The organism is Pseudomonas sp. G5(2012), assembly GCF_000408945.1.
In the GTDB taxonomy this organism is placed as follows: domain Bacteria; phylum Pseudomonadota; class Gammaproteobacteria; order Pseudomonadales; family Pseudomonadaceae; genus Aquipseudomonas; species Aquipseudomonas umsongensis.
The window spans coordinates 39462-59304 of sequence record NZ_APIO01000001.1; the positions used below are offsets into that span (position 1 = coordinate 39462).

The window sequence follows — 19843 nt, forward strand, 5'->3', positions numbered from 1 at the left end:
ATGGGTTGTTGTGTGCTGGGGTGACCAGCTTGTTATCTCGAAGACCTCAAGGCCTTCGGAGAAATCAAACGTTCTTTTCTGAAGGCCTTGGCCTTCGTAAAAATCATGTATCAGGCGTCTGTCACCATTTCCCGGGTTACGCCAGACGCACGAGGATTCCAGCAGCGCTCTACCGGCAAGCCGGCGAGCTTCACCAAATCATCGAAATCCTGCAGGGCGCACCAACCAGTTTCAGCGTCGTACCGCCCGCCCACAAACACAGGACAGAGGCTCGGAGCATCAGTGCCGTAAAGCTCAGGACTGGCAAGGATTTTGGCAACGTCTCGCTCCCACTCATCAAACATCCATCGGTTGAAGGTGGCCACGAGCTCATCGGTCAGCATTTCAGATGGGTAGGTGCTAACCATCCCAACTTTTCCGTTGACCTGTTTTTCCCACTCCTCACGAGAAAGCGTGCAAGGCTCTTCGTACGAATCAGTTCCTACTCGACATGAGAGCCGTAATGTCTGGCCAACACTTCCGTTCTCGATCAACTTGGCTTCATAGGAATGCGTCCCACGATAGCTGCTGACAAAGATGAAAATGTATTTCTGGGTGGTTTTACAATTCATGGTCTTCTCCAGATTGAGCGGGACCATGCTCCCACAGGGAACACACCCCCGCAGGTTGAGTTTTTTGAACGCTCAGATGCTGATGATCAACCGCGACGAGGTGCCCTCCACCACGACAGCGAAAATCAGCAGGCTGAGAATTATCGATTGAGCCCCATGGGAAGCGAGCTTTTGACTCCTAGCGAGCGAGTACCGCCGGAGTTGAGAGAAATGCTGGGATACCAGCTTCATTTTTACCTAGATGCACAAGCAACTGGTTAACTAAGCTGGATTTTGCCTGGGCAAAGCACAGCATGCAACCGGGGCTTATTAGCGCCCCGGCTCCATGATTTCTCTTATTGTTCCAACGCGCTCCTTAACGGGAAAGATCGCACCTCACGCGGCCATAAATTGGCCGGCAAGCAGAACCTTAAACGTATCGATCGACATCAGTTGGCCGCGGTATTCACCACTGCCAAAACGGACTGCGACGCCGAACTCTTTAATCAGCCTTTCGTAGTGCTCGACCTGGACTGGAACAATTTTCCCATCCAAGCATTGTTGCACGACATCGGCCTGGCTCGTGGACGGCAGCTCAATTCGCTGGTCGTCACGTTCATACTCAAGATCCCGAAGGACCAGCGTTTCCCGATCGGGCGCACAGGCAATAATCTCCCGGCACGCGATGGAGAGACCGGCGTCCCCTACGCTCTTTCCATACCACTCGGTCAAATATTGCTTCGAGTGATATACAACGGTACGGCCTTGATCCCCGTAGTGGGCAATCTGCCGGCAACCGTTGCCAGCCTGGCCATTGAAAAGCCAATGAGCGTTGCGGCCCGTCTGGTCCAGGATCCCTAGAATCCTGAAGCCGTCGGTGACCTGGATGAAGGGCACAATGACTTTCTTGCCCATTCGGCCGCGGCCAACAACAGAAAAACTCCAGTAATCCGCTCCTACGTGTGAAACCAATCGCAGCTTCAACCGAGACCCTGCATTGATGAGCAGGCGTTGAACAACGATCAGAGCTTGGTTTGCATTCATGGTGTATCTCCAGCTTGGAGCCGAACCATGCCCCTCCGTGGGGACATTTGCCCGGCGGAGGGTTTTAGTGAAGAACAGTTGGGTCGATTGCAATGTGCTCGGGAATCCCGGCCAGAGCCCGAATTTCCTCGAAGTCATGCATCCGAACCCAGCCTTCTGACTTGTCGTAGGACGCGCCGACGTACACAGGGAAATGCTTGGGCGTGTAGTCAGCGTACTTCTCGGGTTGCCTCAGCATGATTTGCACCTGCTGCTGCCACTCTTCGAAGCGCAATCGATTGAACGTGGCCACGAACTCAGCCGTGAGTTTTGAAGGATCACTGTGGGTCACATAGCCGGATTGACCGTTTTCCCACCGTTCAAACTCGACCTCACTCATGTTGCAGAAAACCGGATAGCGCTCTCTCACAACACGGACTGAGACGCGAAATTCACTGCCCAAGAATGAACAGTCGTATTCATGTTTACCTTGATAGGACAGACGCCAGGAAACACGTGCCCGGGAAGGCTGCTTACTAAGGTTGTTCATTAAAGTCATGGGTCATCTCCGAGAGTACGGACCCATCCCCAAACGGGGACGGTGCCCGCAGGGGTTAGAAAGGCCGAGGCCAGTGCTGCAAGTGCAGCTATTTTCCTCTCCAGCACATGCTGGATAGGGAAATCACATTCGACAGGCATCCCTCTTGGATGTGATCTGATAAAGCCCATCCCTGGCTTGACCAAGGATGGTTGGTACCGAAATGTTGAAGCTAGAGTTACTTGGCCCGGTAAAGGGCTATTGCCTCCAGCGCAACTGTATCTTCAGGAAGTAGAGCCACCCAAACCAAACGGTTATAGCGGTTGTACTTAGCGCGGTCGACGAGCAGTACATTGCCCGAATGAGGGCTCTCAAAGACCGATAGCTGCCCCTCGAACTTGATTGTGTGAGGCGAGTTGGTTCCAGATTTCATAGGTCCTCCTATGCCACGAGGAGCACCACATGCGTGATGCTCCTCAAGGTTGTGAGATTGATTTTGACCTGAAATCAGGCCGCAGACCGCGCCACTACGGATGGTTTTACCCAACCCTGCCCAGGCTCGTAACGTGTAGCGACCACATCCGGATACGGTTGTATGCAAGGATCATCCTCGCTGATCGCGCCGTAGCGCTCTGGTTGGCTGCGTAGGCGCTCTACGCGTTCGGCGTGCAATTCCTTTCGCCATTGATTGAACGCAGTCACCAATGGCTCTGGAGGAGCTGAGCGATCCATCATGGTCATGGTATTGGTACGACCAACAACATCCCGTTCAAACTCAACATCGGTCATCCCGCTGAAGAACTCTCGCCGGCCTTTGAATGAATCGTCGCCAATTTCAATCTGGAAATACTGACCGTCAACCCAGACGTCGTGCACCCATACGCCGTTGAATCGAAGACGCTGGGCAAACTTAATCTGAGAGATATCGGTGATTTTCAATTTCATTTTTCTGACTCCTGGAATTAGCAGGGCCAGCCCCAAGCGGGACTGAACCCCGCGAGGGTTTGTTAAAACGTCGATGGAACTGCGTGTAATGATGCGAACATGACCTTAGCGGTCCGCGCACACCGTACGGACCATGCGATCCACGAGCTCACTCTGCTCCGTTGGGTGTAGGGATCGAAATCGCAGATCCCAGTGCTCGGCGACGTATTTCACTACATCGCTGATTTCCCCGATCAGAACCGCATTCCCCGGCAAACTGACCGTCAGACTGACCTCTGGGAGTTTATCGGGACCCAGCTTCAGCGTTTCCACGAACAGGTTCATTGGAACCATGCCCAGCTCACGAATCAAACGCTCCGCGCCATCTCGGGTAGCTTCCGGCGGAATGCCGAACTTGTCACCGCCCGGGTAGGCAACAGACATGTGGTGTACAGCTGCACCGCGAAGCATGCTTCGATCCACCAATGCACGCTTACCGCTCGCGGCTGTAGCCCCGCCATAGACAGGCCCTGTCGTGATATCAATCGACTCAAGGTCGATCTTCACGTTGGCAGTGCTGCCGGATAGGGGCCAATCGCCCTCATCCGGAATCACGTCGTAGACGACCAAGGCCGATTCAAGCTCATCCATGACAGTGCCCATGTCCTTGCCGGCTCGATGCAAAAGCACCGCTTGCGCAGCATGGTCAACAACATCTGAAACGCCCGCAGCCGCCAGATTCACCACACGAATAGCATAGGGCTCACCAAGGTGATCGAAGATCGAAAGGGAAACTTCAACCGACGGCTGACTCAGCTCACAGATTTCATCACGAAATGAATTCACCACCTTTGAAAGCGCTGCCACCTTCACAGCGTCGACAACCGTCAGCTCATCACAGCAGCCTGTGTTGTCAGCTGAAGTGACGAGACCGTCGGCAACAGTGACGAACTCATCGAGAACCTCAGGCAAATTTTTCAGTTCATTGGGAATCAGAATCCCCAGGGCAGCAGCCTGCGTAAAAACCGACTGCAGCATTTTAAAGTTGGGCATGGATATCTCCGTTTGGAGGTGAAGCCATACCCCGGAGTGGGGTATGAAACCCCACAGGGTGTTGAGTGCTGAATATTCAGCTTCAGTGCGCCAGATCATTCCGGCACAAAGAATCTTCAAACCAGAGGGCACGTTCCCTCTGGTTTGAAGACTCAGCCAGGGCCGCCATAACGGCGACCCTGATCGAGCTTTTTTACTACTTCGCTTCTTCAGGCCCTCGAGCAATAACGCGTGCCACCCAAGTGTTACGTTGCACGATCCGTGTTCCGATCTTGTACGTTTCATCAGGTTGCTTGACACGCACCTCAACCTCGACGGGTTGCTTACCAATGCATTTCAGCTGGATATGATCACCCTTCCGAATGCTCTGCAGGTTCACCACACGCTCCAGGTCAATGCCCCAGACGTACTCATTTCGGCCAAGACGAACCACGTAGGACATGGACTCGTTTTTGTCGAACTTATAGTGGTAGTGACCGTATTGGGAAACGACCCCTTCCTTAGCGCCTGACCAATCAACCTGGTTATCGTCGGCCAGAACATCTGCCGGCAATACATGACCAGCAATGGCGCCCATGGGCGTATCACTGTAGTCACCAGGCGGAACCTCCTCTAAAGGGGATTCCAAATGGCCAGGCTCTGCCAGGTATTCAGGGATGCCCCCTGAGTGTTCGCTGTAGCCCGCGTAATCATCGTCGGAGGCCAACGGCGCATCGTCAACCACGTGATGGCTGGCATGCGTCTTATACGCTCCAGGTGCGTGCACCAGAACGCGCGGCGCCGGCGGCATCTCGTAGTTGCAGATCGGCTCAACCAGCGATGCAGGAAAAGACCGTATGGTCCCCTCTCCTACCGCCTTGAACTGTTTCAGCCGTTCGAGAAACTCGCCCCGGCGCCCCTGCTCAAATTGCTGCAGGGTTGCCGCCAGTTGTCGGTACTCATCTCGTGAACGGAGATGCTCCGACGCCCGGTAAGGGAACAGTTCCACCGACGGAAACTCAAGTTTCGGTTGTGTGTTATAGCGCATGGTGCCTCCAATATTTCAGGGGAAGCACCACCCGGTGGGGTCGGTACCGCCCCAGCGGTTTTAGTTGTCGTTGGTCACCAGGTACCACCAGCCAAATGGCCTGAGTATCGGTTACCAAATGCCCTCCCCCATCTCTGGAGGAGGAGCTCGTTATGCAGCGATTTGCAGTTGATCAATCACCCCTTCCCGGCGGCAAAGATCAACCAGACTTTCACGGAACTTGTCGCAGTCGACACCAGCAGCACTGATGCAGACTTTGAACGAGAATGGTGAAAGCACATCGCTCATGATCCATGCCCAACGGTCTTTTCGAGTGCCGACTGCTGCGCGCTTGTCCAAAAAGATACTGCACGCCTCAAACAGCAGTTTCTCCCTGAGTACGTCGATATCGTCATCCGTCCATTCAACAGGCCCCAACTCCTCCTCTGGCAGCGCCAGAAGGTCGAAGATAGAGAACTGCTGAACGTCTACCGCACTGGTCCCTTGGTGGCGACGCGCGCGACGAACTTTCTTCACGAGGCTGTCGGGGAGTTCGGACTGAGACTGCTCTCCGAACAACATGGCTAACTGCATTGGTATACCTCCGGTTAGGAGGAGGTACGCCACCCCAAAGGGGGTGAAATACCCCCTTTGGGTTGAATCCGCTTTACGCGGCTTGTGTCAGAACCTGTTGAACCAGGCCATTTAACGCAGCGCGCAATTCGCCGAGATCACTCAGAAATTGCCACTTGTCTTTACCAAAGACGTCCTGGAGTTTCACTGTGTTTGCAGTCCCAAAAGCGACCGCGAACACATCGATTCCTGAATCCCTGCAGCGACCGACCATGGCCTTAGCCTGATCAGCGTTGTCGGGGTCGCCATCGGTAATAACGAACATCACCTTCCGCTCGCCTTTAGCCCTCAGCAGATCTCCTGCAGCAGGCCATATGGCATTTGCCAAAGGCGTACCGCCGGTTGCTTTCAAGCCAAAACGCCCTTCTTGAATAGCGGCAACAAGCCGCTGATCATGTCGCTTCAAGACGCCAACCGCTGTCCCGTGCGCACCATTGCGTGGAAAAACCATCGCGCCGGTCGTCACGCCAGCAATCCCCTCCAACGCAGTGAGGATTGCAACGGTGGCTTCCTCGGCAATCTGAAGCGGTGCTTTTGTTTTGCCCTTGTCGTGAGAATCCATCGACCCAGATCCATCGAGCAGAATTTCGATTGCCGCATTCGTGCGCTGCACGGGTTCTTGTTGCCGGAATATCCGGTTTTCCCCAACCCGAACCCGCGCTAAGCGCGCGGAATCAATTTTGCTACCCGTGCGACGCAAACTTACGCGTGCGTCGCGAGAACCCTGAATCAGTCCATTGAGGACCTGGCGCAGCCCCATAGAGGCAAGCTGACCATTCTGAACAACGATTCCCCCCTGCAAGCTTGATCCCACCGCATCCTTCACTACCGAGGCAGGTGTAGGACTGGAGTGGTCTACTGCTTGGGCGATCAGTTTTGCAGCTTCCCCGCCGATATCAGACTTAGCATCGTCGAGGTCAGCATCTGTTGCAGAAAGTATCTTCTGCTTCAGCTTTCCAGCAGCTCCTTGACCGGTAGCAGCGCCGGGAGTTGGAGCGGCATCCGGTCCAGCAGCATCGCCGCCAGGATCACCAGCAACTGCGGATGAACCATCAGCTTTCGCATCCGGATCATCTGTATTGCCAGATTGATCGTTAGCCGATCCATCATCACCTCCATTACCGGGTTGGCTCTGGGGTGGTCCGCTTTGATCCGGTGGGTTCGACCCCTGACCAGAATTCGGCGATGGTTGATTCGGTTGCTGACTCTGGTCGTCTTCCGGCTCCTCCTCATCAAGTACATCCAAGATGCGATGGGTCAGTTGATAAACAGCTTCAGTGTCCGGAAGGTCAGTGACCTGGTTGAGCAATCCAAAAATCTTGGTACTACGGCCAGGACCGAAAACCTCCCTCATCTTGAAGATAAGGTTATCCGCTTCACGCTGGAGCGGTTGGTTGAGCAATTTTGCGCGCCCAACGAGCAAGCAACCGTCGTGAAGCAGTACTGCCTCAGTCATGCCTGACAGATCACTTTCGCCCCCAAGCACCTCTTGAGCCGTCACGGCTAAGGGGTGAATGGTGGAGAAGTGGTCAGTCATCATGCGTTTCTCGATTCGAATATCCTCGAGAAGGTTTAAAAACTTCCCAATGAACGGTGGTTCGAGTCCGGCTTGGTCGTACACCGTCGAATCCGTGTATTTGATGTGTGCCGACTCATGCGCCGTGTAGCCCAGGGCTACATTCAACATGGTAGGCGACGCCTCAATCATGGGGAGGTAGATGACGTTGTTCCTGGTACAGGCTTGGCTTCCGCCCCAGACAACCGTCACTCCCAGATCATCGCAGTAGTAGCGAGCGATAATCGGGAGTGCTGTTTGAAGTGAATTATTCATGGTGTTGCCTCCAGGTAGTGGAGACACACCGACCCCAAAGGGGCAGGTGTGCCCCCGAGGGGTTGGAATTACATGCAGAACTCGATAGCACCACTTTGCAACTCGACCACTGGCGCCACAATGTGGGCCGCGGGCAAAGCGCACGCTTCGACAACGGGTACCGATTGAACAGCGCTGGATTGGATTTGCTCAGCCAGTGCCGACAACTCGCCAATGCTCATATCACCCTCAAGGGTGGTATCAGTCATCAACTCATCGAGCGTAACGATTGGTGCAGTGTGGCTAACATCCATCGGAACATCGCTTACCAGGAGGTTTTCACCCGCCAGGTCAAACGCTGTCTCCTCATCGTCAATCAGGTGTGGTTCCGTCGACTCGACTACGACCGGGACGGCAATAGGGGAATCAATAACGAGCGGTGCCTGCACTTGAAGGGTCGACTGGACATCGGTGGAGTTCTTCGAGAAAACTTCAGCCATCTTGAGAATTTTGGTCTCGTCAGAGAGGTTCATGATCAGGCCTAACAGATCCTGAAATTGCGAACCCTCGTAGGGACCAGTTTTCGGCAGCTTACCGATCACGGCCATCATGTAATCAGCTACGTCCTGCACCTTCGGATTCAAGAAAGCCAGCGAGCTGAGCTTCTTGTGCATCTTGAGCATGGCACTGACAGCCTTACGGCTGACGGAGCCCTTTCCAACGAAGCTGTTGTCCAGAAGATCCTCAGCTGCATCGGCAATTTCCCGAAACAGCTGACCCGACAACCCCTGAACCTCTTGCTCCAAGCCCTTAGAGAGCGAGGCATCCGATGCATCAGGAACCACGCGGCAAAGAGTGAAGCGAAAGCCCAGCCGTTGTTGAACGACAGCCTTAGGAGTGATGGCGTTCTCAATAGCTTTACGCCATTGAGGTTTACCGTTCCATTTGTTCATCCAGTCAATACAGATTTGATCGTACTTACCGATGAAAATCTGAATCTGCTGGGAGAACAATCGCTGGATATCCTGCAGTTCAGCTGCAACCGCCGGCGCAACATCGTTTGGAAGACCGTAGCCTCCCATGAAGCGAACACCGTTAGTTTCAAGCAGGCGAATTGCCCGCCGCTTCAGCCGATCGAATTCCTTGATCTCATCAGGATCGGTGATTCGCTTGCTACCCAATGAGGCCAGTTCCGATGGGGGCAGATTGAGATCTACACCCAGGTCCTCAGCGCGCAATTTCTTGCGGCCGGACCAGATACTGACGTTCAAATCCACCAGCAAAAGCTTGCTGAGAATTTGAGTTTCTTGAACGAGATTAGAATTTTGCATGACGCACCTCCGGGAAGTGGAGACGGTCTGCCCCATATGGGGAAGGTCGCCCCCAATGGGTTTAAGTAAGAATGCTGCGGATTTGAGTGAGTAGCTGTCACTAACGCAGGTTGCTCGCATGAGCAACGCTGAGAACCTGATTTGCTATAGCCGGACTATAGCAAAGCAGGCTCGAAGGCGGGAGCCAGAGGCCCCCGCTTTCTTACCAATCAAACATTGGTAAATCATCAATCTGCTCAGCATCAGCGTCGAAAGCCAGATAGAGGATTCCCTGTGAAGGTGCAAGGCACCATTCAAGCAAAGACTTGAACTCGGATGATGCACCTCGAGCAACAATAGCGTTGACCGTGAGCTCACCGATCGCAATCAAAAACCCATGACGGGTATCGAAGACGACTGGGAGGAATTCAGCGGACTCACTGAAGCGCCCTCGATGTTCAGCCGCGATTGCTTCAAGAAGCTGTACATCCTCCTTGCGCAAGTGGCTGGTGCACAACTCAACGGCCTTACAGATCGCTGGTGTCAAATTCATGGCTCACACTCCGAATTACTCTCGGAGCTCCCCCCTTACGGGACGAGCCCCGCAAGGGTTAAAGACAGAACACAGACTCGCCTTCGAAAGCATTGGCGAAGGAAGAAAGGTCCAAGGGTTTTGGCAGTACACCCAGGGCAATCAAAATTTGAATACCTTGATTGTATTGATCAACGTTCAACAACCGCGTCAGAAATGCATCGCATTCTTTAGCGTTAGTCAACGCAATGGATTCACCGCCGTCTGTGGCCAAACTGAGTAGCTGACCACCAGTGTTTTGCGGTCCCAGATTGACAGCGACTGCCGACAGCAAAAGTATCTTTTCGAGGTCCTCACCAGGTTTCAGCTCGCCAGAAGCGAGAGAACCTTCAAGCAACTCACCGAGAGATTTCAGCGACGATGACAGCCCCAGGCTGGCAGCTACAGAATCAAGATCCTGTAGTGCCAGCCGGATAGGCTCCCGTTGTGCTGACTCAACTGCACACGAGAAAAAAATGCTCATGTTTTACACCGTCTGCAGAACTGGGTCTGCACCCCAAGCGGCACCGAAACCGTCCTTGGCGATGGTGTGAACAACCACACGCATCGCTTTATCAGCACGGTTGGTAAGCGCCTCACGAAGAGCCTGACCCATTGTTGACGGGAAGATTGCTTTGGCTGATGGGTTACTACTGTAGGTTGAACCGATACGAGCCCAACGCAGCAGCGAGCGCGTCGAGAACGTGATCGTCAGACCAGGCTGGCCTGGCTTCAACTCCATCTCAGGATTGCCAACGAATTGCTTACGCACATCGTTGGCGATATCGATCATCTTGTCGAGAATTGCGACGTCGACTTTCGGCATTGTCGATGTGAGGATCTGAAGCTCCTCTGGTTTGGTCATGTAAGGTACTTCGATCATCCGGCAACGGTCCCAGGTCGCAAGGTTCTGCGCCATGGTGCCGCCATGAAGACCAGTGTCATCTCCCTGACCACGAGTGTTGCTCGTGATGACCAGACGGAAGTTCGGATGTGGGTAAATGATCTCACCACCGTTTTCTGCGAGTACCAACGCGCCACCTTCCAGCACCGCATTGAGACCAGCAAACACCGATGGATCAAGTACATCCGCCTCGTCCAAAACAAAAATCGCCCCCTCCTTCATTGCTAGAGCCAATGGGCCGTAGCGGAAAGAGGTTCGTTGATCACCAGTTGCTTGATCACACTCGAGAGAGGTCGAACCAACCAGCTCAGGCATTTCCATCCTTGAGTGAGCGTTTACCTTGCGGAAGGGCCAACGAAGACGCGCCGCAATTTGCTCAAGGATAGACGTCTTACCGGCGCCAGTCGGCCCCACAAGGGACAGAAAGTCGCCACCATGTGAGTAGAGAAAGTTCATTACTGGCAACCGCAGGATGGTGCGGAAGAAGTAGTGAGGGTTGATCGATGGAACGAGCTCCATCAGTTCATGATCAGCTGGGAAGCCAGGGGCCATAACTTGCCCTTGATTGCCGACAACGCCGAACGAGCTCATTGGGATGATGTCTTGAAATTTCATGGTGCAACTCCAGAAAAGAGAGACACCACTCCCCTACTGGGGAATGGATGCCCCAGGGGGTTTGAGATTTGCTGTTAGAACGAACAGCTGCGTTATCGCTCCCATGCCACATGGCGAAGGAACAAATTCAGAAAACTCTGGTAAGGACGTGCTTACCGCAGGTTTCTTGAGGGAGAAAATGAGGGCCGAAAGGCCCCCAATTCCTAATAGCAAAATGCCTGAACACCACCCTCCAGGTCAACAGTCTCTGCCTCGAAAAGATGCGCCAGCGCCGCGTCAGAAAGCGGGGTATCAGGATCTATCGTCAATCGGGATCGCTCCGTCACCGGCGCGCGATACGACTGCAATTTATCCTCGGGATAGTCCGGGTGAAGGCTGGCAAACAACTCCTTCCAACGCACATTGCCGGCCTGTTGGTAACGGCATATCCGAACACCCTCGGCTTCAGCCAGCATATGGTGCCCCATAAGGGAAACCAATCCTTTCTGAACCTCTTCCTTCTGCGACTTCATCAGCTTCAGCTCTGCCTCGAGTTCACTGATACGACGATCAATGGTTCTGGCCTCGGCCGCATGCTTTACCCATTCCGCCAGCTTCTCACCCTCAGGGATGAAGTAGTCGCGAAGAGGGTCTTTTTCCGGCTCTGTATCGGTGACGACCAGCGCCCAGAATTCAAGCGCCGCTTTGGTTATCAATTTTACAGCCAGATCGCTTCGAAGAATCTCGAAGACAATCGGGACATGCCGGGTGTGGTAGAAAAGAAGAAAGCCCTTCTCTGCCCCTGACACAGCCATCTGGTGCTGAACTTGCCACCAGTAGAGTTTGTAGTGCGAGGAGAGCTCTCCCAGATTTTTCACCTCATCGAAGTTTGTGTCCGAAAGGACCTTCACTTCGACTGGGCGATTATCCGGATCCACGCCGTCAAAACTCGCCCTGAGCACAGGGTGTGTTATCGACTGACCGCAGAGCGGAAGCAAGACCGTGTCAAACCGATCCTGGTACCAAGCGATCGCATGAGGCTCCAGCATGATTGCCAAGCGAACTTGGGGGATCATCGAAATGTCGATGGAGGCAACCCTCCCGGTCATTTCAGCCCACAACCGCCACCGTGTTTTCTCAGGATGATGTCCCAAGATCACCGCGGTAGAGGTCGCAGAAATCCCTTCGTTTCGCCAGGTGTGCCACTGCGGGCTCCTTTGACGCAAATTAATAACGTTCATTGTGCCTCCATGGGTGGAGGAACCCAGCCCCCAAGGGGGCAAGGCCCCCTTTAGGGTTGAGTACTGACATCACGCAGGTACCTTCTGCTTCGCGAGGTATTCAGCCTGTCCCTTACGGAACTTCTGGTTCGCTCGCTCAAGCAAATCGCCTTTCAGTTGGGCGGTAGCCCAGTCGAAAGCGCTCTGCCAGGCACCGGTACGCATCGAGCGGTCATGCACTTGATCGATACGACGGATAAGCGTCTCGTTAACATCACGTGGCGATGATCCGGCGCCAGCCTCCCCCTCAGTACGAATCGGACCCTGGGAACGAGACTGATCCATCTGGGCGTAGTGCGAATCACCAACTGGTGAGGCATCAGCCTGAGGCTGCACAACAGGTGTGGGATCAACGTCGTAAACAACCCCCTCGTGCAGGTTAACGACATTGGTCTGAGTTGCCGACGAAGGACCGTGCATCTCCCGCGACGCAGTTTCGAGCGTGACTGCACCCCCTACGAAGCCCTCACCACCTTCCTCATTGAGGTAGGAAATGACGTTATCGAGGGCGGGACTGGTCATTGGCCAATACTTCCGGGCAATTTTGATAGCCGTCTTGATAGCCATTGAGTCGAAATGAGTATCCCAAGGCCCCTTCTTCTTTGAAGGGTCCGTATTCGCCCATGCAGAAGACAACTGCCGGGCGGCATAGACGTCTTCTGCACTGACTGGGTGAACGAGAAGCTTACCGATGGACAGATACGCTTTGACGTATACGCCGCGGAACTCCCCCCGATCATGCTTCGCCAGGAATGGATCGTAGACGTGGATTGGCTCGTCATTGGCACCGTTGTAGCTAAAGGTGTCACGACTGTAAACCGAGCAGGCCACCACGAGATCGACAGCACGGCTATCCGTTGCGATCTTCATCAATCCACGGTAGGAGATATCAGCGATCACCTTCCCCTCGCGGGGTACTAGGAAGGCCAACCCCATTGCCGGATTCAGCGTAAGCCCCGACGAAGCAATTTGCTGCATCGCCAAAGCAAAGCTTGCCTTGTTGTTCATCGCTACCGATGCCAAGTAGGAATTACCGAGCATTGCTTGGTAGGCGTAAAGCGCTTCCTGGGCAAAGTTCATACGACTATTCATCGCACTAACAATGTTCGAGAAGTCCTGCTCCGTGCTTCTGACCAGATCATTGATCTGTTCAGGCTTCACGGAAGGTCGCTGTTGAGAAATTTGTTTGCCAGCCATGTGTAACCTCCAGGTTAAGAGGCGAAGGCAAACCCCAAACGGGATTTGCGCCCCGCGCGGGATTAATTGCTAGAGTTGGATCAAATGGTAATGCTGGGAAAGGCAGTCCAGCTTCTGCATCCGATGATCAACAGTGACCAACAGGAATCCAGGTAGCAGGTCCAGAAGAATCTTTTCGATGGGCTCGAGATAAGGCCACAGAAAAGAAGCTTCAAGGGGGAGCGAACTCCCCCCCGCTATCGAAGGGATTTACATCGTGATCCCGATTTCCGCGGTCTCGGGAAGAATGTGGTTGTAAACGGCCCATCGCTTTACATAGCGAATGTCCATCACCTCAGGAGTTACCGTACTCGCGATGTTGTCCGGCACACGTACCGTGGCACCGCCAAGGAGCAACTCTTGTAGTTCCATTAGATAGAACGCTTGAACTGGATGTTGCATGGAGGGCTCCTCGCCAGGTGGTCCACCAAAGCACTCGAGGTGAGAACTTTGGAGGACCACCTGGGAAGGGGGCCCTTGCAGCACTACTCACTCAGAGAGTGAGCAGTCCATCAGCTCAGAAGCTGAGCTGGATTTTGCGACGCTGGAAGGTCGGCTCGTCATAGGTCGAGTAATCGATCAATTTCGGAAGCTGGTTAGTGCGGGTGGCGCCACGCAGAGCGAGGCAATCATTAGCGCTAAGACCGAGCGAAGCATTTGCTGCTTTCGCATGAGCGGCCTGGGTAGGCGACACATGCAGATCATCAACCTTCTCATTACCAAGTTTCGGATCCTGGCGAGGAACAACCTTTTTGGAACGAGTGAGGTAGAGGTACCCGACAACCACAGCGCAAATGAGCAACACGATAGGAAGGTTGTTCATTTGCCCACCTCCACGTCAGCCATAACATAGCCGGCGTAAGAGTTGTAAGCATGTGCAGTGTCAGCAGACAGAACCATCGCAAGCCGCGCGAAAGCGGACAGGACAGTAGAGAGGATTGCAAATTTCATAGAGGCCTCCAGCAAAAAAAGAGGAGCCTCCACCCCAAAGGGACAGAAAGCCCCTCTGGGTAAAATCACGACCGCGAATCGTGATCGATTGAGTGCTAGGTTTGGTGCCCAGCTTCACACGCCCCCAACAGGTAAAACCTGTTGGGACAACACTCAAGCAACATGCTTGGGTGAAGATTAGGTTTGAGCATAACTGCCCTTCTGGAAGGTGTAAAGCTGCTACGGTAGCTTCTGACCCTAACATCGGGTCAGATTCAACCTTCCCAAAAGGACCATAAGAATATCGTTAAGGCTCCCCAACCCAAAGGAGCCATACAATGGCCAACGGACACGATTTCAAGCCGCAAGGCAGGTACTCCAGCGCAACCCTTGAGTCCACCTACACCCTCCATACCGAGCAAGCTCAACGCGTACACCGCCGCTGTTTCGAAGGTGCGGCACGCGCGCTCTTCACCGTTGACGTGGTGGCTCGCGCAATGGCCCAGTCGAACAAGGCGTTTGACCACAACGAGGTGGTCAAGGCTGTGGAAACGATGTTGATTAACCTGGAAACCGAGATCACCAAAGAACGCGACCGTTACTCGCACATGATCAAGGTAGCCGGCCAAGAAGGAATTACCGCTCGCTACGACAACGCGCAGGCCTACACCTTCACTGTTTCCACGCCGGCGATCATGCGCTTTGCGCAGATCATTCAGGCCTTCGACCAAATGCTGATTCAGGCACAAACCGCATGGCTGCTCTGCCTGCTGCCGTCGGACAAGAACAGCCTGGTGGCCAACGAGCGCATGCGCCAGGTCATGAAAGTGATTCGTAAGCTGCAGAACATGGCCAGCGAAGCACGGAACAAGGGCAAAAAAGAGCCCTATGCTGAGTCAATCGCACAGTCCTTGGGCGAAGCTGCGGAAGAAACCGATGTCGACCAAAAGACGAAAGCGGCCATCGAGGAAGAGGAAGAGCAAGCCGCTTAAGAACGCGTTGATGAACAAAGGGCGCCAACCGGCGCCCTTTTTCTTTGCTTAGTGGTTGAAGGTACCCCGAACCTTATCCTCGGCTTCCTTGCGGGTCCCTGAGAAATCCTTGTCCTGCAGCCGGTTCTCGTTCCGTGTCAGAGTGTCATCCCGCTCGCCAGTGATGTTGAGTGCTGTACCGCTGCCGGTCAGGTTATCCAATGTGGACTTGCTGATGGTCGGGTAGAGGTTTGTTACCTGGAGCAAACTAATCCACTCCGAGATGTCGATCTTGCTCCAGTCCAGGCGGCTGAGATCCTCGACAGCCAAACCTTCACATGACGGATTTTCTGGCTCCCCCCAGCTCATGCCAAGTTGCGGCCGGGCCTGCTCCTGGATGATCCGTCCCAACGGCGAGTTAAAGCAGCAATACGCCTCGCGCTTTTCAATACAGCCAAGTACGGACTTAGAGGCGCAATAACTACCAACATGATGGCAAACCTTGGTTTCCTTTTTCGCTCCAAGCTCAAATTCCTTCTGCTCACACTCCCAGATGATGTTTACGAGAATGTTAGCGATCTGGTAGACCATATAGGCAATCATCACCACGGATACGACGGATGCCAGACCAGAGGCCCAGGTCGCATTCGCCGCCGGCGTAACCGTACCAGTTGCAGCATCGGTCGAGGCGTACGCAACGTCGCTTGCGCCGTTGGCGGCGAAGCCACTGGCAAAAATCATATTCGCTGCACCCGCCCCAAATGTCTGTGCGGTCCAGTTAGCGACGTAGTTCATCATTTGCTGCTTAAACGCACTGATGACACCAAGCTGCGCAACTTCAGTCACCGCAGCGTTAGTAGCACCTGCAGCACTCCACGCTGCATCCCAACCACTCGAGAGCAAGGTTTTGCTGAACGCCCACGCACTCTCCAATGTAGGGGCCGCGTCGATAATACCGACCTTCTCACTCAGTTGGATGGACGTGTACACCAAGGTGACGTAGTCCATGAGGGAGACGCCGTCAGGAGCTTCACAGCAATCGACCCACCCCCCCACAGCCTTCTTGCATTCCATGGCCTCCCCTTTCCAGACCTTGCAAGTATGATCCGAACTCGTGTCAGTCGGATCTTTGCCACAGTCGAGATCATGCTCGGCAAATTGGGCGATCTGCAGTGCCACCGCGGCATACGCAAAATCCGTGGACTTCTCATCTACCGGGTTGAAGCATTCAGTGCCAAGGCATCGCACAGGGCCATCACATTGGTAAGAGCTGCTCGTTTCAGTTGACGGGACTTCAACCTCATAACCACAGTCCCATACCTCCTCTGTCACGTAGCACTGCCCAGACGCACCAGTGGCACCGGATACACATTTCTGTGAGATAAATCCACACGATTTGTCATTTTCAAATTTCTGGCATGAGTTGAGATTTAGCCCACCCTCCACACAGCCCTCTACCTTCATCGAAAGCGCGAGCTTATCAACGCCTGCAACCGGCGCCGGCAGCATCGCGTTATACATCTCATCACCTGGACACACCTGAATACCGTTTAACGGCAAACAACCTGATGTCACCCCTTTGGTGACGGTCACGGTGCCGCCCGCCGAACACTGCCCCTTCTGAATTTTGTTTGCAGAGTCGATGCAAAACTGGGGGCCATACGTTTCCGCATTGACTCGGACCACTTTGAATCGGAATTCATGCGCGTAAAACCAGCCAGGGTTACCGCTACCGGTATCTTTGATATCAGCGATCATTTGCAAGCCGTTCTGGCAGCTGGGCATTTGAACGATGTTTACAGAGTCCACTGTTAGAGTATTTGGAGCGAACTTATGTCCCGTCCAGACCCCTATGGATGACACGGCAATTTTTTGCGGGAGCGGTTTTCCATTCGGACCAACCTTGCAAATTTGGTCGTAATTCACCTTATCCAGAGAGCTATCGGACCGCGAAGAGCTCGATGTGTTGGTGAAGGTGCTGGCTACAAAATCGACCTTTACCCGGTTAGTTTCATTGGCGCCGGCCTTGTCTTCGACGGCTACCTTGGCCGCGAAAGGCACCTCGATGACGTTAAGGTTGTGGGTGACCGAGCATATTTTGTCTGTATTGACAGGACATTGTTGTTGGCCTTGTGCATCGGTATAGCAGTCCATTGGACCTTTATAGAAATCGCATTGGGTGCTGACCGCCACTTCTTCGCACAGAGGAGAAATACCAGGTACTGGGGAGGCAGAAAAGTTGCTCTCGCAAACCTTAACGCCATTGATCAACGCGCACCCGTCTTCCGATACAGCCGGCATCTTGGTGCACACATAATTGCCCGCACAGGCGCCATCATTGACGGATGTAAGCGCGTCCAATGCCTCTTGGGGGTACCATTTCTCGTCGCTGACTACTTTGGTTGGATCAAAGTGAACCCGCAATTTCGCGTAGGCCTCGCCCTCGCCAGTAACAGATGCACGAATTTTAAACGGCACCACACCTTTCGTTTTTAAGAGTGATGTCAGATCTACGTTTGGCGTCGCTGACCAGGAGGTACCAAGCTCACACTTGCCCGCTGTTTCAGGTGGAAAGTTTTCATTGGGGCCGGACCAGATCTTTGTTCCCGCAACCAAAACCTGCATATAGTCGTCCCATTTTGCATAGGTCAACAAAGCATCGGTAATGGCTTCTGGTTTAAGCACCTCAAACTGCATTTCATTTTCGTAGACTGTGCAGGAACCACTCCAATAGTCGTCGCCAACTTGGCCGAGCCAAATATCTACGCAGCCTTCACCGCAGGTCTGAATATTGGTAGGCCCTGAGGTGTATTTGATCACGCCAGCGAGATAATCATGTTTCAGCGTAAAAGAGCCAGACTTGTCGGCAACCCGTTCGCAGGTTTTCATCTCAGAAACATGCTTTGTAGTTGTGGTCTGTTTAGTGTCGGTTATTTGCTTGCAGTCAGAAAATTCTTTATTGAAGACTTCCTGATTATCGATAACCTTGTCGCTATTGGTCCACAAGGGATCATTATTTAGGTCAGGCCGAGTTTGACCTGCAGTATTCTTCAACAAACGGTAGGCTTCACCATTCATAGAGTTTTCACTATTGAGTGCTGTATTCGCACTCGCACCAGCACTCAAGGTACCGTGATCATCCCCATACAAATTGGAAAGGTCAGAAGCTCCGTCGCTTTGCCCAGCTCCCGGGAACAACTCCGAAATATTGATACTCTGCTTTTCTCCACCCGCCCCATAGCTGATTGAGCTACCAGAAACCGACGGTGGCGACCACGCCGACATGGCTTCTTGGGCCGCAGCATTACCAGCGGACGCAGAGGCAGCAATGTTATCCGCCCACGCAGGGAGAAAACAGGAATAGGTATAGAACAACAGGGTCGCTGCTGCTGTGACTCTACCGGCAGTCGTCATACACATCCTCACAAAGTATTGCAGCAGTCATTCCAGCGAAACATCATATAAAGTGCGTCCTCACCAACTTGTGGAATAACACGTCCTTCCCCGCCTTGCCATGTAAGTGGGTGTGAGCCGATGTAGTGCGCACGTTTTGATTCAGCCCTTGGAAAAAACATGCTCATCTTGTATTGAGATTTTGGAATTGTCGGGAATATCGACCCCCTACAAATCGTTGAATCTCCAATAGTTAAATGCGCAAGCCCACGTCGATGCTGAGTTGCTATCGTCCGAGCCGCGAGTAATGATGTTGTTCGACCAAAATCGTTAGGTAGCGCTGTACCAGCCATAGGATATATTTCTCCCCAGGTACCAGCGCACCACCAGAGAGACGTTAATGGCTCTTGCCCAGCTACACCTAACGCCGCATCAACTGTGCACGCGGCTTGGGCTAAAGGATTAGCAACCGCCGCTGCTTCTGGGTTCACAAAAAAAGCCAGCTCGTCATTTGTCCATGTTGGGTCAATTTCTGATAACTGAATAATATCAAAGTCCGCATAGCCGTCTGGAGAACAGCGCTTTGGCATATACATTTCTAGGATTGAAAGCAATGGGAACGCGTAGTAATGGACGTTGTAGAATGATGTGCGTTCTTTTGTAATTCCGTTGCCCGCTGTTGCATCCGATAAAGTACCCCATAGACGCTTATCGCCTATCGGCAGCGTCACACCGCCAAGTGCCAGTGAGCAACCAGGTTTTCGAACGACCTCAATCAATCGCGCCGGCTCCCACATGGAGTTAACAATACCGGGCATGTACAGCCCCAGCTTGTCCTCACACATACACAGGCTTTTATTAGAAGCACCTGATGGCGCGTCACCTGGTGTGATACTCACGCCGGCAATACGTATGGGAAATAAGCAAGCCCAGCAGACGTCAGTAAACAGCTTGCCACTGAATAGTTGCGCATTGGGGCATGACAGGGAGTCGGTAACTGTCTGATCAGAAACAGCTGCCCCCGAATAAAATACCGTTGAAAGCAGCAGTGCTAAAATAACTTTTATTTTCATCACC

General features: G+C 53.3%; 21 protein-coding genes. 1 reads left to right on the top strand and 20 read right to left on the bottom strand.

What is annotated here, in order from left to right; translation table 11 throughout:
- Positions 1 to 110 precede the first annotated feature (110 nt).
- From PG5_RS00195 to PG5_RS34690, 18 genes are all read right to left on the bottom strand, one after another.
- Positions 111 to 611 (bottom strand): hypothetical protein, encoded by a 501-nt coding sequence (locus PG5_RS00195; protein WP_020795077.1) that lies wholly within the window; start codon positions 609 to 611, stop codon positions 111 to 113.
- Between the two features lie 375 nt (positions 612 to 986).
- Entirely contained in the window at positions 987 to 1634 is a 648-nt protein-coding gene (locus PG5_RS00200) for a hypothetical protein (protein ID WP_020795079.1), read from the bottom strand.
- 64 nt (positions 1635 to 1698) lie between these two features.
- Positions 1699 to 2172 (bottom strand): hypothetical protein, encoded by a 474-nt coding sequence (locus PG5_RS00205; protein WP_042955038.1) that lies wholly within the window; start codon positions 2170 to 2172, stop codon positions 1699 to 1701.
- Positions 2173 to 2389: 217 nt separating this feature from the next.
- Positions 2390 to 2584, bottom strand: coding sequence for a hypothetical protein (locus PG5_RS00210; RefSeq protein ID WP_042955040.1), 195 nt, complete (start codon positions 2582 to 2584; stop codon positions 2390 to 2392).
- A 74-nt stretch (positions 2585 to 2658) separates the two neighbouring features.
- Positions 2659 to 3096, bottom strand: coding sequence for a hypothetical protein (locus PG5_RS00215; RefSeq protein WP_020795081.1), 438 nt, complete (start codon positions 3094 to 3096; stop codon positions 2659 to 2661).
- Between the two features lie 105 nt (positions 3097 to 3201).
- The gene (locus PG5_RS00220; protein WP_042955041.1) at positions 3202 to 4128 is read right to left on the bottom strand and encodes a hypothetical protein; all 927 of its coding nucleotides are present in this window, start codon (positions 4126 to 4128) and stop codon (positions 3202 to 3204) included.
- Positions 4129 to 4324: 196 nt separating this feature from the next.
- Positions 4325 to 5155 carry a hypothetical protein gene (locus tag PG5_RS00225; RefSeq protein WP_020795083.1) on the bottom strand — a complete coding sequence of 277 codons (831 nt, stop codon included), beginning with the start codon at positions 5153 to 5155 and terminating at the stop codon, positions 4325 to 4327.
- A 150-nt stretch (positions 5156 to 5305) separates the two neighbouring features.
- A complete protein-coding gene (locus PG5_RS00230) occupies positions 5306 to 5728 on the bottom strand; it encodes a hypothetical protein (protein WP_052024648.1) in 423 nt (140 codons plus the stop codon).
- Positions 5729 to 5801: 73 nt separating this feature from the next.
- Complete coding sequence (locus PG5_RS00235) at positions 5802 to 7598, bottom strand: VWA domain-containing protein (protein WP_020795085.1); 1797 nt, start codon at positions 7596 to 7598, stop codon at positions 5802 to 5804.
- Positions 7599 to 7666: 68 nt separating this feature from the next.
- The gene (locus PG5_RS00240; protein ID WP_042955043.1) at positions 7667 to 8908 is read right to left on the bottom strand and encodes a DUF3150 domain-containing protein; all 1242 of its coding nucleotides are present in this window, start codon (positions 8906 to 8908) and stop codon (positions 7667 to 7669) included.
- A 202-nt stretch (positions 8909 to 9110) separates the two neighbouring features.
- On the bottom strand, positions 9111 to 9440 hold the full coding sequence (locus tag PG5_RS00245) for a hypothetical protein (protein WP_042955044.1): 330 nt from the start codon (positions 9438 to 9440) through the stop codon (positions 9111 to 9113).
- A gap of 58 nt (positions 9441 to 9498) precedes the next feature.
- A complete protein-coding gene (locus PG5_RS00250) occupies positions 9499 to 9942 on the bottom strand; it encodes a hypothetical protein (protein WP_020795088.1) in 444 nt (147 codons plus the stop codon).
- Between the two features lie 3 nt (positions 9943 to 9945).
- Positions 9946 to 10977, bottom strand: a complete 1032-nt coding sequence (locus PG5_RS00255) for an AAA family ATPase (protein WP_020795089.1) — start codon at positions 10975 to 10977, stop codon at positions 9946 to 9948.
- A gap of 203 nt (positions 10978 to 11180) precedes the next feature.
- A complete protein-coding gene (locus PG5_RS00260) occupies positions 11181 to 12197 on the bottom strand; it encodes a lambda-exonuclease family protein (protein WP_020795090.1) in 1017 nt (338 codons plus the stop codon).
- Positions 12198 to 12266: 69 nt separating this feature from the next.
- The gene (locus tag PG5_RS00265) at positions 12267 to 13433 is read right to left on the bottom strand and encodes a RecT family recombinase (protein ID WP_020795091.1); all 1167 of its coding nucleotides are present in this window, start codon (positions 13431 to 13433) and stop codon (positions 12267 to 12269) included.
- A gap of 249 nt (positions 13434 to 13682) precedes the next feature.
- Positions 13683 to 13874 (bottom strand): hypothetical protein, encoded by a 192-nt coding sequence (locus PG5_RS00270; protein ID WP_020795092.1) that lies wholly within the window; start codon positions 13872 to 13874, stop codon positions 13683 to 13685.
- 115 nt (positions 13875 to 13989) lie between these two features.
- Positions 13990 to 14295 carry a hypothetical protein gene (locus PG5_RS00275; protein ID WP_020795093.1) on the bottom strand — a complete coding sequence of 102 codons (306 nt, stop codon included), beginning with the start codon at positions 14293 to 14295 and terminating at the stop codon, positions 13990 to 13992.
- A complete protein-coding gene (locus PG5_RS34690) occupies positions 14292 to 14423 on the bottom strand; it encodes a hypothetical protein (RefSeq protein ID WP_256227746.1) in 132 nt (43 codons plus the stop codon). The genes PG5_RS00275 and PG5_RS34690 overlap by 4 nt, the downstream gene beginning before the upstream one ends.
- A gap of 317 nt (positions 14424 to 14740) precedes the next feature.
- On the opposite strand from PG5_RS34690, the gene PG5_RS00280 reads away from it, so the two are divergent.
- Positions 14741 to 15394: a hypothetical protein gene (locus tag PG5_RS00280; RefSeq protein WP_020795094.1), complete on the top strand. Its 654-nt coding sequence runs from the start codon at positions 14741 to 14743 to the stop codon at positions 15392 to 15394.
- A 48-nt stretch (positions 15395 to 15442) separates the two neighbouring features.
- Here the strand turns inward: PG5_RS00280 and traN are convergent, their stop codons facing one another.
- The gene (traN, locus tag PG5_RS32855) at positions 15443 to 18787 is read right to left on the bottom strand and encodes a conjugal transfer protein TraN (protein WP_020795095.1); all 3345 of its coding nucleotides are present in this window, start codon (positions 18785 to 18787) and stop codon (positions 15443 to 15445) included.
- Positions 18788 to 18795: 8 nt separating this feature from the next.
- Complete coding sequence (locus PG5_RS33030) at positions 18796 to 19842, bottom strand: TraU family protein (protein ID WP_020795096.1); 1047 nt, start codon at positions 19840 to 19842, stop codon at positions 18796 to 18798.
- Position 19843: the final 1 nt, after the last annotated feature.

What these genes read in the sequence shown, in the direction of transcription:
- PG5_RS00195 (WP_020795077.1), bottom strand. Translation starts at nt 611, where the DNA reads ATGAATTGTAAAACCACCCAGAAATACATTTTCATCTTTGTCAGCAGC.
- PG5_RS00200 (WP_020795079.1), bottom strand. Translation starts at nt 1,634, where the DNA reads ATGAATGCAAACCAAGCTCTGATCGTTGTTCAACGCCTGCTCATCAAT.
- PG5_RS00205 (WP_042955038.1), bottom strand. Translation starts at nt 2,172, where the DNA reads ATGACTTTAATGAACAACCTTAGTAAGCAGCCTTCCCGGGCACGTGTT.
- PG5_RS00210 (WP_042955040.1), bottom strand. Translation starts at nt 2,584, where the DNA reads ATGAAATCTGGAACCAACTCGCCTCACACAATCAAGTTCGAGGGGCAG.
- PG5_RS00215 (WP_020795081.1), bottom strand. Translation starts at nt 3,096, where the DNA reads ATGAAATTGAAAATCACCGATATCTCTCAGATTAAGTTTGCCCAGCGT.
- PG5_RS00220 (WP_042955041.1), bottom strand. Translation starts at nt 4,128, where the DNA reads ATGCCCAACTTTAAAATGCTGCAGTCGGTTTTTACGCAGGCTGCTGCC.
- PG5_RS00225 (WP_020795083.1), bottom strand. Translation starts at nt 5,155, where the DNA reads ATGCGCTATAACACACAACCGAAACTTGAGTTTCCGTCGGTGGAACTG.
- PG5_RS00230 (WP_052024648.1), bottom strand. Translation starts at nt 5,728, where the DNA reads ATGCAGTTAGCCATGTTGTTCGGAGAGCAGTCTCAGTCCGAACTCCCC.
- PG5_RS00235 (WP_020795085.1), bottom strand. Translation starts at nt 7,598, where the DNA reads ATGAATAATTCACTTCAAACAGCACTCCCGATTATCGCTCGCTACTAC.
- PG5_RS00240 (WP_042955043.1), bottom strand. Translation starts at nt 8,908, where the DNA reads ATGCAAAATTCTAATCTCGTTCAAGAAACTCAAATTCTCAGCAAGCTT.
- PG5_RS00245 (WP_042955044.1), bottom strand. Translation starts at nt 9,440, where the DNA reads ATGAATTTGACACCAGCGATCTGTAAGGCCGTTGAGTTGTGCACCAGC.
- PG5_RS00250 (WP_020795088.1), bottom strand. Translation starts at nt 9,942, where the DNA reads ATGAGCATTTTTTTCTCGTGTGCAGTTGAGTCAGCACAACGGGAGCCT.
- PG5_RS00255 (WP_020795089.1), bottom strand. Translation starts at nt 10,977, where the DNA reads ATGAAATTTCAAGACATCATCCCAATGAGCTCGTTCGGCGTTGTCGGC.
- PG5_RS00260 (WP_020795090.1), bottom strand. Translation starts at nt 12,197, where the DNA reads ATGAACGTTATTAATTTGCGTCAAAGGAGCCCGCAGTGGCACACCTGG.
- PG5_RS00265 (WP_020795091.1), bottom strand. Translation starts at nt 13,433, where the DNA reads ATGGCTGGCAAACAAATTTCTCAACAGCGACCTTCCGTGAAGCCTGAA.
- PG5_RS00270 (WP_020795092.1), bottom strand. Translation starts at nt 13,874, where the DNA reads ATGCAACATCCAGTTCAAGCGTTCTATCTAATGGAACTACAAGAGTTG.
- PG5_RS00275 (WP_020795093.1), bottom strand. Translation starts at nt 14,295, where the DNA reads ATGAACAACCTTCCTATCGTGTTGCTCATTTGCGCTGTGGTTGTCGGG.
- PG5_RS34690 (WP_256227746.1), bottom strand. Translation starts at nt 14,423, where the DNA reads ATGAAATTTGCAATCCTCTCTACTGTCCTGTCCGCTTTCGCGCGGCTT.
- PG5_RS00280 (WP_020795094.1), top strand. Translation starts at nt 14,741, where the DNA reads ATGGCCAACGGACACGATTTCAAGCCGCAAGGCAGGTACTCCAGCGCA.
- traN (WP_020795095.1), bottom strand. Translation starts at nt 18,787, where the DNA reads ATGACGACTGCCGGTAGAGTCACAGCAGCAGCGACCCTGTTGTTCTAT.